At 58.0% G+C, this 14,113-nt stretch carries 14 protein-coding genes; 4 read left to right on the forward strand and 10 right to left on the reverse strand.

Features of this window, described 5'->3' with window-relative positions; translation table 11 throughout:
* Window positions 1-9: 9 nt before the first annotated feature.
* From glcE to ABS758_RS03085, 4 genes are read right to left on the reverse strand one after another with little or no spacing between them, the layout of a single operon-like run.
* Window positions 10-1,098, reverse strand: a complete 1,089-nt coding sequence (gene glcE / locus ABS758_RS03070) for a glycolate oxidase subunit GlcE (RefSeq protein WP_350380500.1) — start codon at window positions 1,096-1,098, stop codon at window positions 10-12.
* Window positions 1,099-1,107: 9 nt separating this feature from the next.
* Window positions 1,108-2,604 carry an FAD-linked oxidase C-terminal domain-containing protein gene (locus tag ABS758_RS03075; RefSeq protein WP_350380497.1) on the reverse strand — a complete coding sequence of 499 codons (1,497 nt, stop codon included), beginning with the start codon at window positions 2,602-2,604 and terminating at the stop codon, window positions 1,108-1,110.
* Between the two features lie 16 nt (window positions 2,605-2,620).
* Entirely contained in the window at window positions 2,621-4,039 is a 1,419-nt protein-coding gene (locus ABS758_RS03080; RefSeq protein WP_350380494.1) for an FAD-binding oxidoreductase, read from the reverse strand.
* Window positions 4,040-4,090: 51 nt separating this feature from the next.
* Complete coding sequence (locus ABS758_RS03085) at window positions 4,091-5,185, reverse strand: 3-deoxy-7-phosphoheptulonate synthase (RefSeq protein WP_350380491.1); 1,095 nt, start codon at window positions 5,183-5,185, stop codon at window positions 4,091-4,093.
* A gap of 315 nt (window positions 5,186-5,500) precedes the next feature.
* Between ABS758_RS03085 and ehuB the strand changes: the two genes are divergently transcribed.
* The 4 genes from ehuB (at window position 5,501) to ehuA (ending at window position 8,670) form a co-directional block, all read left to right on the forward strand.
* A complete protein-coding gene (gene ehuB, locus ABS758_RS03090; protein WP_350380489.1) occupies window positions 5,501-6,361 on the forward strand; it encodes an ectoine/hydroxyectoine ABC transporter substrate-binding protein EhuB in 861 nt (286 codons plus the stop codon).
* Between the two features lie 11 nt (window positions 6,362-6,372).
* Window positions 6,373-7,044, forward strand: a complete 672-nt coding sequence (ehuC, locus tag ABS758_RS03095; RefSeq protein WP_350380487.1) for an ectoine/hydroxyectoine ABC transporter permease subunit EhuC — start codon at window positions 6,373-6,375, stop codon at window positions 7,042-7,044.
* Window positions 7,045-7,121: 77 nt separating this feature from the next.
* Window positions 7,122-7,817 (forward strand): ectoine/hydroxyectoine ABC transporter permease subunit EhuD, encoded by a 696-nt coding sequence (ehuD, locus tag ABS758_RS03100; RefSeq protein ID WP_350380485.1) that lies wholly within the window; start codon window positions 7,122-7,124, stop codon window positions 7,815-7,817.
* 40 nt (window positions 7,818-7,857) lie between these two features.
* Window positions 7,858-8,670, forward strand: a complete 813-nt coding sequence (ehuA, locus tag ABS758_RS03105) for an ectoine/hydroxyectoine ABC transporter ATP-binding protein EhuA (RefSeq protein ID WP_350380482.1) — start codon at window positions 7,858-7,860, stop codon at window positions 8,668-8,670.
* Here ehuA and thpD read toward each other — a convergent pair.
* From thpD to nirK, 6 genes are all read right to left on the reverse strand, one after another.
* A complete protein-coding gene (gene thpD / locus ABS758_RS03110; protein WP_350380481.1) occupies window positions 8,667-9,569 on the reverse strand; it encodes an ectoine hydroxylase in 903 nt (300 codons plus the stop codon). The genes ehuA and thpD overlap by 4 nt on opposite strands.
* A 74-nt stretch (window positions 9,570-9,643) precedes the next feature.
* Entirely contained in the window at window positions 9,644-10,036 is a 393-nt protein-coding gene (locus ABS758_RS03115) for an ectoine synthase (RefSeq protein WP_350380479.1), read from the reverse strand.
* Window positions 10,033-11,340: a diaminobutyrate--2-oxoglutarate transaminase gene (ectB, locus tag ABS758_RS03120; protein WP_350380477.1), complete on the reverse strand. Its 1,308-nt coding sequence runs from the start codon at window positions 11,338-11,340 to the stop codon at window positions 10,033-10,035. The genes ABS758_RS03115 and ectB overlap by 4 nt, the downstream gene beginning before the upstream one ends.
* A 39-nt stretch (window positions 11,341-11,379) precedes the next feature.
* A complete protein-coding gene (gene ectA / locus ABS758_RS03125; protein WP_350380476.1) occupies window positions 11,380-11,907 on the reverse strand; it encodes a diaminobutyrate acetyltransferase in 528 nt (175 codons plus the stop codon).
* Window positions 11,904-12,440, reverse strand: a complete 537-nt coding sequence (locus tag ABS758_RS03130; protein WP_350380474.1) for a MarR family winged helix-turn-helix transcriptional regulator — start codon at window positions 12,438-12,440, stop codon at window positions 11,904-11,906. The genes ectA and ABS758_RS03130 overlap by 4 nt, the downstream gene beginning before the upstream one ends.
* 195 nt (window positions 12,441-12,635) lie before the next feature.
* Window positions 12,636-14,045 carry a copper-containing nitrite reductase gene (nirK, locus tag ABS758_RS03135; protein WP_350380472.1) on the reverse strand — a complete coding sequence of 470 codons (1,410 nt, stop codon included), beginning with the start codon at window positions 14,043-14,045 and terminating at the stop codon, window positions 12,636-12,638.
* Window positions 14,046-14,113 lie beyond the last annotated feature (68 nt).

Consider the following 14,113-nt stretch of genomic DNA (forward strand, 5'->3'; position numbering starts at 1 on the left):
GGAGAATCCTTAGAATTCGGGAACCAGACGGTGGGCGTTGAACACCCCGGCAGGATCGAACTCTTGTTTGAGGCGTTGATGGATTTGCATTACTCCTGACGCCAGGGGATGAAAAGACGGGATGCTGCTGGCAACGCTACCGCGGCGGTACAGGCAGGCAGAGCCGCCCAATGCCTGCACTCGTGAACGCAAGGCAGCAGGATCAGTGTCGGCGGCCAACCAGCGCAGGCCTCCCCCCCACTCGTGCAGGGTGGGGCCAAGATTTAGCGGCGCAACCCGTAGAGGCAAACTGAGACGCCACATGGGCCGCTGCGCAAAAAACGGATGAGTCTGATCGCGCAGGCTGAGCCAAAGAGCCTCGGCCTCAGCTTCAGCCAATGGCTCTCCGCCAATGGCGCTTTGGCCCTCCCGGACGGCTGACTCGTTGCCGGACAGCCGGATATACAGACGTGCCGGTTGCCCGGCTGCTGCCGGCAGCCAGGCCGTTGCCGAAACCGGGATCGGGTTGGATCGCCAGCTGAGACACTGCGCCAGGGCATCGGTTTCGGAGAGTTCGAGCACCCGGGTGGCCTCAGATTGCGGGCGTGGCACTACCTTGATGGAGACTTCGACCAATGCCCCCAGGACGCCCAAAGACCCTGCCAGTAAACGCGAGACATCGTAACCGGCCACGTTTTTCATGACCTCGCCGCCAAAGCGCAGAATATTGCCATCGGCATTCAGTAAACGGGCACCCAGTACAAAATCGCCCAAGGCCCCAGCTGCCATGCGGCGCGGGCCTGACATCCCTGCGGCAATACAACCGCCCAGGGTTCCGGCGGCACCGAATCGCGGGGGCTCGAACGCCAGCATCTGGCCTTTGGATGCCAGCAGGGACTCGATCTCGGACAGCGGGGTACCCGCCCGAGCCGTAAGAACAAGCTCTGAGGGTTCGTACCCCACCACACCCTGATAAGTGGAAAGATCCAGCCAGGTGGGCGAATCGGGCAGCGGCTCGCCGTAAAACAGGCGGGTACCCCCTCCACGGATCATCAGCGTGCGTTTTGCCGCACGGGCGGTGACCACCTGCTCTGTGAGTTCGGACAGCGTAAATTCCATGGCGTCGCTTTAGAAACGGGGAATATCGGGAAACCGCACCTCACCCTGATGGACATGCATCTTGCCGTACTCGGCACAACGCACCAGCGTGGGAATAAGCTTCAGAGGATTGAGCAAGCCGTAGGGATCAAAGGCCCGCTTGAACGCAGAAAACGCATCGAGCTCTTCGCGCGAAAACTGGGTGCACATCTGATTGATTTTTTCGAGGCCTACCCCGTGCTCGCCCGTAATGGTGCCGCCCACTTCGACGCAGAGCTCGAGGATGGCCGCACCGAATTCTTCGGCGCGTTCGATTTCGCCTGGCTTATTGGCATCAAACAGAATCAGGGGATGCAGATTGCCATCACCAGCATGAAACACGTTGGAACAACGCAAACCAAAGCGCGACTCCATTTGCTCGATGGCACCCAGTACGCGACCCAGATGGCGGCGGGGAATGGTGCCGTCCATGCAGTAGTAGTCGGGCGAGATCCGTCCTGCAGCTGGAAAGGCATTCTTGCGGCCCGCCCAGAATTTGAGGCGCTCGGTTTCGGATGACGACACCTGCAGCCGGCTGGCGCCGACCTCCTTAAGGAGTGCTTCGACACGATCGATTTCTTCGGCGACTTCGTCGGGCGTGCCGTCGGACTCGCACAATAAAATTGCCTCGGCGTCGAGATCGTAGCCGGCGTTGACGAAGGGTTCGACCATATGCACGGAGCGCTTGTCCATGAGTTCGAGGCCGGCCGGGATGATGCCATCGGCAATGATGCGCGTCACGCCCTCACCGGCGAGCTCGACACTGGGGAAGCTGGCCATGATGACCCGGGCCAGCTGAGGCCGTGGAATCAGCTTGACGGTGACCTCTGTGACCAGGCCCAGCATGCCCTCTGAACCAACAAACGCCTGCAGAAGGTTGAGGCCGGGTGCATCGGGCGCTTCGCCACCCAGCTCGATGACCTCGCCTTCGATGGTGACTACACGCACCCGAATCACGTTGTGGACGGTCAGCCCGTATTTAAGGCAATGCACCCCACCCGAGTTTTCGGCCACGTTACCGCCAATCGAGCAGGCAATCTGACTGGAGGGATCGGGCGCGTAATACAAACCGTGCGGTGCAGCAGCCTCGGAGATGGCCAGATTGCGCACTCCCGGGCCAACCACGGCCGTGCAGGTGGCGGGATCGAGCCGCACAATGCGGTTGAGCTTGGCCAGGCCAATTACTACACCTTGAGGATGCGGGGTGGCGCCGCCAGACAGGCCGGTGCCCGAGCCACGCGGCACCACGGGCATGTTGTGCTGCTGACAGGCCTTCAGAATGGCGATGACCTGGGCTTCGTTTTCGGGTAACAGCACCACGGGCGGCTGTTCACGATACAAGGACAGGCCGTCACACTCGTACACCTTGGTCTGGTCAGATCGGGTGAGAATGCAATGAGCCGGGATCTCCGCGGCAATCTGAGCCAGAAAGCCGGGAAAATCAGGCACGATGGCCTTGGACTGTGATGCCGGAGTAACAACATCCATACATTATCCTTTGGAATCAGGTGCGCGAAGGCGGCGGCAGCATCTTACCCGGGTTAAGCACATTGCGCGGATCGAGTGCCTGCTTAAGCGCACGCATGACATCCAGGGCGTCTTCGCCATGCTCGGCCTGCATGAACTCTTGCTTATGCAGGCCAATGCCGTGCTCTCCGGTGCAAGTGCCTTGCATGGCAATGGCCCGCTGCACCAGGCGGTGGTTCAGGATTTCGGACTCTTCCCACTCGGCGGGGTTGTCGGGATCCAGCAGCATCAGCACGTGGAAATTACCATCACCGACATGGCCGACAATGGTGTACGGAAAAGAGGCCTGATCGAGATCTTTGGCAGTTTCGCCGACACACTCGGCCAATCGGGAGATGGGCACGCAGACATCCGTGGTGCTGGAGCGGCATCCAGGGCGCAACTGCAGGCCGGCAAAATAGGCATGATGGCGTGCCGTCCAGAGGCGGCTGCGGTCTTCGGGGCGCTCGGCCCAACTGAAATCCTGCCCGCCATGATCGTGCGTGATTTGCTGGACAGCCTCGGCGTGCTCGCGGACCCCGGTGGCACTGCCGTGGAACTCAAACAACAAGAGCGGGGACTCGCGCAGATTGAGATGGCTATATTGGTTGGTGGCCCGCACGGCCCCGGTGTCCATGAACTCGACCCGTGCCACCGGCACACCCATCTGAATGATCTCGATGACACTGCTGACTGCGGAATCAAGGTCGGGGAAATTGCAGATGGCCGCAGAGATGGCTTCGGGCTGTGGGTACAGGCGCACGGTGACTTCGGCAATGATGCCCAGCGTGCCCTCGCTGCCCACAAACAGACGGGTGAGATCGTAGCCGGATGAGGACTTGCGGGCGCGATTGGCTGTTTCGATGACGCGGCCATCGGCCAGCACCACTTTAAGCGTCATGACGTTTTCGCGCATCGTGCCATAACGTACCGCATTGGTACCCGAGGCACGCGTGGCGGACATCCCGCCCAGGCTGGCATCGGCGCCAGGATCAATGGGAAAAAACAGGCCCGTGTCTTTCAGGGCCTCATTGAGCTGCTTGCGGGTAACACCAGCTTGCACCGTGGCGGTGAAGTCTTCGGCATGGATGGCCAGAACCTGGTTCATCCCGGAAAGATCGAGACTGACACCACCCTGCACTGCCAGCACATGGCCTTCGAGGGAAGACCCGACACCGTAGGGAATCAGGGCGACGCCATGCTGATGGCAATGACGGGCCACCCACTGGATGTCTTCGATCGACTGGGCGAACACCACTACATCGGGCAGCATGGGGGGATAAGGAGACTCGTCGCGACCATGATGCTCACGGACGGCCTGGGCCACCGAGCAACGATCAGCGAAATGATCCTGCAAGGCGGCCACAAAGCCTTCGGGCAGCGGGCGCGACTGCTGGGCGAAATGTAAGGTATCCATCTTTATCCTGAGAGGGCCTGCCGGACAGGCCCGGTGTGCGGCGATAAATAATCAGGCGGCACTACCCACGGACTGCGAACGGGTGCCCGCCACTTGCTGGCGACGCTTTTGTACCGCCGCCGCCAATCTCTCGAGCAACACCACGGAGGTATCCCAATCGACACAGCCATCTGTAATGCTTTGACCATATACCAGCGGACGGCCGGCAACCAGATCCTGGCGGCCACCCACAAGGTGACTTTCGATCATAACGCCAAACAGCCGGCTATCGCCCGATTCGATCTGCTGACTAAGGTCTTCGATAACCTCGGGCTGACGGGTGTAATCCTTGTGGCTGTTTGCGTGGCTGGCATCCACCATCACACGCGGGCGCATGCCAGCTTTCTCGAGCGCCTCGGCGGCTGCTTGCACAAACTCTGCCTGATAATTGGGCGATTTGCCGCCGCGCAGAATGACGTGGCAGTCGTTGTTGCCCCGGGTGGCCACAATAGCCGAATGCCCACCCTTGGTGACCGACAGAAAATAATGTGAATGGGCCGCCGCCTTGAGTGCGTCGATGGCAATCCGGGTATCACCCGTAGTGCCATTTTTAAAGCCCACCGGGCAGGACAGGCCAGAGGCAAGTTCGCGGTGCACCTGACTTTCGGTGGTGCGTGCGCCAATGGCACCCCAGGAAACCAGATCAGCAATATATTGCGGCGTAATCATGTCGAGAAACTCGCACCCTGCCGGCAAACCCAGGGCATTGACATCAATCAGAAGCTCTCGAGCCGTACGCAGGCCCTGATTGATATCGAAACTGCCATCCAGACCTGGATCGTTGATCAGGCCTTTCCAGCCCACCGTGGTACGCGGTTTCTCGAAGTACACACGCATGATGATTTCGAGATCGGCGGCAAAGCGGGTGCGTTGTTTGGCCAGACGCCGGGCATAATCCAGGGCTGCCTCAGGATTGTGGATGGAGCACGGCCCAATGATCACTACCAGACGGTCGTCCTCGCCGTACAGCACATCGTGCACGGCACGCCGCGACTCGTGGACGGTACTGGAAATCTCGGGCGAACAGGGAAACTCACGCATGACATGCGCCGGGGGCGCGAGTTCGCGGATTTCACGGATGCGGATATCGTCGGTATTGTGTGACACAGTCTTGCTCCAATCAGAATCCCGGTGCCCAGGCCAGCAACAAAAAAGCCGCCTGGCGGTGCCGGCGGCTTTTGGGGAATTTTTTGACTACCTTAACGTACAGCGATTCCCTTCCTCCACCAGCGGTTTTGGAAACGTAAAAAAATAAAAGAAATATAGGGTCGCGTGCATTGGGCAATCCTAGCACAGCAAAAACGGGACAGCAAGCGCCAATCAGCTCTTATATAAGAATTGATTCGTGCTCTAATCATTCTATAATGTATCGTTCGTATAACAATGGTTTGATGTGTAGACATTAAGCACCAGGAGACCCATATGAAAACGACACTAAAAACCTGCCTGATGGCCATTACCACCGCCGGCGTGCTGGGTTTGGGGGCCGCCTCGCAGGCTGCAGATTTGGCTGCCATCCAGAAGTCCGACACGATCCGCATTGCGGTTGCCAATGAGATCCCTTACGGGTACATGGACCTTAACGGCCAGGCCAAGGGCGTAGGCCCCGACGTAGCCACCCACATCGCCAACGCCCTGGGCATCAAGAACATCGAATGGACCACCACCAGTTTTGGCTCACTGATCCCTGGTCTGCAGGCCAACCGTTACGATATGGTGGCTGCCGAAATGGCTATCTTGCCCCAGCGCTGCGAGCAAGTTCTATTCTCCGAGCCAGACAGCTCGTATGGCGAGGGGCTGCTGGTAGCCAAGGGCAACCCCAAGAACCTGCATGATTACGCCAGTTTCAAGGATTCCGGCAACAAGATCGCCATCATGGCGGGTGCTGATCAACTGGAAATGCTGCAGGCGCTCAAGGTGCCAGCCGACCAGATCGTCACAATCTCCAGCAACGCCGATGCGATTTCCACGGTATCCACAGGCCGTGCCGATGGCTACGCAGCCACCAGCCTGACCGTCAGCCAATTGGCACACAAAGGGAAAGAGAAGGTCGAAGCAGCCGCAGACTTCAAGGATCCAGTGGTGGATGGCGCGCCTGTGCGCAGCTGGGGCGGCTTTACCTTTGCCAAGGATTCCACGGCATTGCGTGACGCAGTGAACGCCGAACTCGCAAAGTTCAAGAAAACTGACAGCTGGAAAAAAATCATGGCCGAGTATGGTTTCTCGGCTGAAGACGCCTCCCAGTCCTTCGAGCGCTCCACCGCCCAATTGTGTAAGGGCTAAGACCTTTACTCATGGAATGGACTGCTTATCTGCAGCCCCTTCTGGTCGGGGCCAGGGTCACGGTCGAGCTGACCGTGTACTCGACCATCCTGGGGGCTGTGTTTTCGTTTCTGTTTGGTGTCGGGCGGCTCTCGCACAATATCGTCTTTCGATGGCTGTCCATCGCCATGATCGAGGTGTTTCGCGGCACCTCGCTGCTGGTGCAACTATTCTGGCTGTTTTTTGCTCTGCCGGTGCTGGGCCAGTCTCTGGGTATTGATTTGCGCCTGCCCGCGGTGGCCGCAGGAACACTGGCACTCAGCCTGAACATCGGGGCCTATGGTGCGGAGGTGGTGCGTGGCGCCATCCAGGCTGTACCCAACAATCAGTACGAAGCCGCCAAGGCACTGGACTTTACCCCACGACAAACCCTGTGGCGCATTGCCCTGCCCCAGGCCATCCCTGAGATGCTGCCCAGCTTCAGCAATCTGGCGGTGCAAAACCTGAAAGACACCGCCCTGGTATCACTCATCGGATTGGGGGACATGGCGTTTCAAGCCGAACGCATCCGCAACCTGACCCAGGACAGTGTCTCTATCTACACCTTGCTGCTCTTGATGTATTTCGGCATGGCATTGGTTCTGGCCGGCCTGATGCGGATTCTGGAAGTCCGAGTGGGCCGCTGGCGCCAAAAAAGAATCTAGCACCCCCACGTTTTTCATCCTGGGGTGAGGCAAGCGCCCATCAGCCACCACATCCCCTTTGTACACAGGAACTCGGCATGCTATTTGGCATCGAATGGAACACCGCAAATGACTGGGTTTTTGCCTGGTCGATCTTGCCTATCCTGCTGCACGGTATGCTGGTGACCATCGAAGCCACCTTGCTGGGGTTTGTGGTGGGTGCAGCTCTTGGCCTGGTGCTGGCCGGCCTCAAGGGCGCGCGCCTGCGGATCATCTCATGGCCCGCCCGGCTGCTGACCGAATTTTTGCGCGACACTCCACTGCTGGTACAGCTGTTTTTCCTGTATTACGTGCTGCCTGAATACGGTCTGGTGCTGCCGGCGTTTTTAACCGGCGCACTGGCCCTGGGCGTGCAATACAGTGCATACATGTCAGAGGTCTACCGCGCAGGGCTTGAATCCATCACTCATGGCCAAACTGAAGCCGCACGTGCGCTGGATATTTCGCCCATCCGGACCTTTGGCGTCATTATTCTGCCCCAGGCGATTCCCCGCATCATCCCCGCGCTAGGCAATTACCTGGTGTCCATCATGAAAGACGTCCCCGTCCTTTCGGTGGTCTCCATCCTCGAAATGCTGAATGTCGCCCGCATTATTGGCGATCGCAGCTTCAATTACATGGTGCCCCTTACCATGGTGGGCATTCTTTATCTGATCCTCACGCTAATCGCCTCGGCCGGAGTGCGGTACCTGGATGAGCATCTGCCCAAGCGCGGCATTCCGCTGCGCGGCTAAGTCTCGCCAGTTTCAACGCCTCAACGGAGCACGCCCAAACATGAACACAAAGACGCAAACCCCTTCGCAAGAACCCATTATTGTCATGGACAAAGTGGTAAAGCGCTTTGGTGAAGCCACAGTATTGAATCAGCTTGATTTTCAGGTGGCCAAAGGAGAGAAAGTCACCATCATCGGGCCTTCCGGATCAGGCAAATCCACCGTATTACGGATCTTGATGACCCTCGAAACCATCGATGACGGCCTGATTTACGTAGCCGGCAAGCCGCTGTGGCACGAATACCAGAATGACAAGATCGTGCCCGCCAGTCAGGCACACCTGCGAGTGATGCGCAAGGAAATGGGCATGGTGTTTCAGCAATTCAACCTGTTTCCACACATGACGGTACTGCGCAACATCACAGAATCTCCCATCCACGTCCTCGGGTTGTCGCGCGAAAAGGCACGCAAGCGTGCTTACGAGTATCTGGATCTGGTGGGCATGACAGAGCACGCCGAAAAATTCCCCAGCCAGCTCTCGGGCGGCCAGCAACAGCGTGTGGCCATTGCCCGGGCACTGGCCACACGCCCCAACATCATGCTGTTCGATGAACCCACTTCAGCACTGGATCCGGAACTGGTGGGCGAGGTACTGACCGTCATTCAACGGCTCTCTGAAGAGCACGACCTGACCATGCTGCTGGTGACACACGAAATGGAGTTCGCCCGCCAGATCTCTGACCGGGTGTGCTTCTTTGACAAAGGTGTTGTGGTCGAGCAAGGCACACCCGAAGAGATCTTTACCGCTCCCCAGGAGGAGCGGACCCGCGACTTCCTGAGAACATTCATGGAAGCACGCCAGGGCGGCAATTAGGCTGCCACCGCCAGGGCCGAAAGTGCTTTGATGTCTTTCCGGGCCGCAATGTGCTCGGGCCGGGGTGCCATGCCATGAAATGGCGCCACCAGCTGATTTTCGACACTGTTATAGACCATAAATACATTGCTGCGCGCCCAAGGCGACAAATTGCCCCCCGAGCTGTGCAGCGTATTGCAGTCGAAGAACACCACAGACCCAGCCGGCGCAGTCACTGCCTGCAGACCGCCCTGCTCTGCCAGCAGACGCAGGCTCAGGGGATCCGGCACACCGATATCCTGACGTCGCAGCGATGTTTTGTAATTTTCTTCGGGGGTTTCACCCACGCACGCCACAAACTGCCGGTGCGATCCCGGTATCAACGTGAGCGGCCCATTAAATGGCGTGTTGTCGGTAAGTAAAACAGAGCAGCTCAGCGCCCGCATCGCAGGCATGCCGTCTTCAACGTGCCAGGTTTCAAAATCCGAGTGCCAATAAAACTCTTTGCCATCCAGTGCCGGCTTCATATTGACGCGTGATTGATGGATATAGACCTCGGAGCCCAGGATCTGACGCGCCACCTCCAGAAAGCGGGGGTCTCGAGGCAGATCTGCCAGACGCCGGCCCAGCTGATGCACACGAAAAATCGAGCGCAGGGCCGTACCGCCTGGCTCACGGATGACTTCTTCGCCTTCCCGCACCGCGGGGTTGTTTTCCAGGCCAGCGGCTTCCTCACGCAAGGCCTCCACCTCCTGCGCCGTCAGCACTTCAGGCAAGACCAAAAAGCCGTTTTGCTCATAAGACCACAACTGCTCGGGAGTGAGCGCATGTGCATACCGACCTTCTTCGTAAACCACCGGATCGCAGCGTGCAATCAGCGCAGCGGCACGCCCGACACGCGAAACATAACTATCCTTCATGATGAATTCTCCTGCTCAAAAGCCGACGGCCCGCCATCGATGCGAGCCGTTGGGCTACCTGCTTTGCACAACAACTAGACGGTGGTTTCGAGGGGATACACGCCGGAGGCGTCATGAACTTCTCGCCCGGTTAGTGGCGGATTAAACACACAGATCACGCGCAAGGGCTTTTCGCCCCCACGCAACCAATGATCATCATGCTGATCCAGTGCGTACACGACACCCGGGCCGAGGGCATATTTTTTACCATCGGCAATGGTTTCGATTTCGCCATCGCCCTCGATGCACCAGACGGCTTCCAGGTGATTCTGGTAGTGGATGTGGGTTTCCGTTCCAGGAAAAATAATGGTTTCATGGAAGGAAAACCCCATCTTGTCGTCTGCCAGCAAGACCCGGCGGCTGGTCCAGTTATCGGTGATGATTTCCTGATCTGTCCCAATGACATCATTGACGTTACGTACAATCATGCGCCACCTCCCGCCACTTTCAGAACCCGCGGCCGCTTGCCCATCGAGGACAGCACATCGTTGGTGCAGCGTTCGAGCACCTCAAGCCCCTGCTCCAGTTGCTCGTGGGGGATCGTGAGTGCAGGCAATACCTTCAGAACCTCATCATGTGCACCAGAGGTTTCGATCACCACACCTTCTTCAAAGGCACGGTGAGCAATCTTGTTGGCGATGTCGTCTCCCACGGGCGTCACCAGACCCTGAATCAGGCCACGGCCGCGCACCGACAAACCGGCACCACGGCAGCTGTGAACCAGATTTTCCAGCCAATCGCGCACCAGGCGCTCTTTGACGGCGACCTCATCAGACAATGCCTTGTCCGACCAGTAGGTTTCCATCGCCTGCGCAGCCGTCACAAACGCCAGGTTATTGCCGCGGAACGTACCGCTATGGGCCCCCGGCTGCCAGATATCCAGCTCGGGCTTGAACAACACCAACGACATCGGTAGACCAAAGCCGGACAAGGATTTTGACAGGGTGACAATATCGGGCGAGATGCCCGCGGCCTCAAAGCTGAAGAAACTGCCGGTGCGCCCGCAGCCTACCTGAATATCATCAACAATCAGCAGCATGTCATGCCGGCGGCAGAGGCGCTCCAGCTCGCGCAGCCAATGTTGCGAAGCCACATTGACGCCACCTTCGCCCTGCACTGTCTCGACAATGACTGCAGCGGGATGATCCAGGCCGCTGCTGGGGTCATCGAGCATACGCTCGAGGTAGGCCATGGTATTGACATCAGGCCCGAAGTAGCCATCAAACGGCATGAAGCTGGTGTTACCCAGGGCCACGCCTGCCGCCTTGCGAAATTTCTGGTTGGCCGTGGCCGCCAGAGAACCTCCCGACACCCCGTGAAACCCGTGCGTGAACGAAATAATGTTTTGCCGACCTTTGACCTGACGGGCAAGCTTGAGTGCTGCCTCTACTGCATTGGTACCGGTGGGCCCCGTAAACTGCAGGGTGTATTCCAGGCCTCGGGGCTTGAGAATCAGCCGATCCATGGTCTGCAAAAAATACTTCTTGGCGCTGGTAGCCATATCCAGCCCGTGCACCACGCCATCAGAGCCCAGATAATCCACCATGCGCTCACGCAAGGCCGGATTGTTATGGCCGTAATTGAGGGTACCTGCGCCACTGAAAAAGTCGATATACCGCTTGCCGGCTTCATCGATAAGCTCGGAGCCCCGTGCTTTTGAAAAAATGACCGGAAACGACCGGATGTAGCCTCTGACCTCCGACTCCATCCGGTCAAAAATTTTTAAATCCATACTACCCTCCTTGTTGACGTTCGAATAGACGACAGCAACTCAACGCACTGCCGACAAGGAAAAGGGACCAATACGCAACAGAGGTTCAGCCTCATGCGCGTCAGCACCAAAAAGATCAACCCCGAACAACTCGTGCTCTTCGATCGGGGCCTGCAATTGACTGGCCAGGCGCGAGAACAGACGCCGCGACGCCTGATTGCCCGGACTGACGGTGGTTTCCATCCAACGTACGGTACCCAGGCCAGGGCGGCTCAGCAAGCCAAGCAGCATCTTCGATCCCAGGCCTTGACCACGGGCCCGCGGGTGCACCGCCACTTGCCATACAAAGAGCACATCACTGCGCTCTGGCGGGATATAACCAGACACCATGCCCAGCAGGCCGAGTTCGTCCTGGGCAACGATGCAGGTATGGGAAAAATGCTCTGCCAGTAATAAATACAGATAGACAGAATTGAGATCCAGCGGTGGGCACTGTGCCACCAGCTGATGCATCGCTGGCCCATCGGGCCTGCCGGGAAGACGCAGCTGGAAAGCAGCATCCCCCGGCGAAGGAGTGTCTGTGCTCAAACCACCAACCCAGACTCGGGAGCTACCCCGGTAACCGGCACATCCAGCATGGGTGATTGTGCTTCCGAGGCTGGGATCAGATCGGTATCGGCTTCAATCAGATCCACCACACGCTCGAGTGAAAGCGTGATGGTGGCTCTTTCGAGTTCTGGCAGCGCATTGAGGGACTCTGCCAGTTTTTGTTGCAGGGGTGAAGGAGTGTCGTGCGCCAGCTGTCGACCTGCATCGGTGGCACTGACAAAGACAATGCGGCGGTCGGCGCGGCCGCGTTCGCGGACGATCAGACCTTTGTCTTCGAGACGATCCAGAATACCCACCACTGTACTGGCACTGACGTGAACCTCACGGCTGATGGCTGTGGCGGTTAGCGGGCCTTTGTCGATAACAGTGTGCAAGCACACCAGCTGAGGACCTGTGATGTGGTTGCAGGCGGACAATTGCCGGGAATGCAGGGCCACTGCCCGAGTAATGCGACGTAAGGCTCTCAAGATGCGCAAGTCATATGCTTGCTGCGCACCCGCTTCGGTATTCATGGCGAGTTCCACTCCTTCTAAATAATTTCGACTGAAATCATAAGTCTATTAATCATCAGAGTCAAGAATGATTGCACCTTCTTACCCCTGTGCATGGCCACAAAAAAACACCCAAAAACACGCGTGAATGCGACTTTTCGGGTGTTTCGAACATAGACGGGCTGTCAGGCAGGCATCCTGCCCGACAGACCAGGACTAGTGCCCCGAGTTGGGGTCAATCGCCTCGTCACTATGAAAGATTTTGCGGTCTGCCTTGCCTTCGACAGTAAGGAAGCCCGCCACGCCCTTCTCAACACGGGACAGGGCATGATCCACCAGCAAATAACGGCCGGGATAGTCGGTTTTAAATTCGACCATGGTGGCCCCACCAGGTGGCACCATGGTGGTTTGCACATCTGTCAGGGGCTTGCTGGTGAGAGAAGCCTGGTCGTATACCTTGTCGAAAACCTCACCAATGATGTGAAAACTCGAGATCAGGTTGGGACCCCCCACGCCAAAGAAGATACGCACGCTGTCGCCCACTCCGGATTTCATGTTGTATACCTTGGTCAGGGCATCCATCGAACCGTTGAACATCACATGCTCGGGATTCTCGGCCAGCAGCTTCTCGAGAGAGAACTCTTGCAGGCCACTGGCACCGTGCGACTGGGCCGTGTAGAGCTCGCCCTGCATCACATAGAACTCATGATCAACCTTGGGCAGCCCTCCCTCGGGTTCGACCAGAATCATGCCGTACATGCCATTGGTGATGTGCTGCGCCACCATGGGGGTGGCGCAGTGATACACAAACAGGCCCACATGATTGGCTTTAAACGTAAACGACTTGGTTTGCCCCGGAGCCACCTGAGTGACAGCCGCCCCGCCGCCCGGACCCGTGACCGCATGCAAATCGATGGAGTGGATATGCGTGCTGTCTTTGGCATTGGTGATGTTCAGGGTAACCGTGTCACCCACGCGCACACGGACAAACGGCCCCGGCACCTTGTTGTTAAACGTCCAGAAACGATAGGTGGTGGTGTCGCCCAGGCGGCCTTCGATCTCGGTGGTCAGGAGATCAACCGTTACGTTCTTGGGCCCACGCTTACCCACCGGTGTACCCACCTGAGTGGGGTCGTGTGCAATCTGTGGTGCCTTGGGGGTAGTGTCTTCGACAATATCACCCACAACCACCTTGCCCACCATCCCGGCAGCCTTGTGGCCTGGCAGCGTGCAGTAGTACTCGAAGGTGCCATTTTTGGACGCACGAAACACAATGGCTGTGGCGGCGCCTTTGCCAGAAATATGGTCTGACTGCGCCTTGAAATCCGGCACGGCAATATCGTGGGTGGCGCCGTCGTCGTTGATCAGGTTGATCTGCACCACCGCACCTTCGGGCACCCGAAGATCAGGATTGATCTGATCAGAGATCTCTCCTTTGTCGCCAATAAACACCAGCTTGCCATCAGCAATCGCTGTTCGCAATGTAAAGGTGACATCCGGTTTATAGGTGACATCCTGGCTACCGTGGCCATGGCCGCTTGGGCCTTCGTCGGCCCAGGCCGGACCAAAGCCCAGCCCAATTGCCACCAGTAAAAGGCCGCCAAAAAGGTGTCGGATCACTGACATGTTTTCCCCGTAGTGAAATGAAGTGGTTGCCTGCGCTCCTAAAAAGTAGAGGCTTCAAGCAATAGCGC

The sequence above is a fragment of the Castellaniella sp. FW104-7C03 genome (assembly GCF_040276085.1).
In the GTDB taxonomy this organism is placed as follows: Bacteria; Pseudomonadota; Gammaproteobacteria; order Burkholderiales; family Burkholderiaceae_B; genus Castellaniella.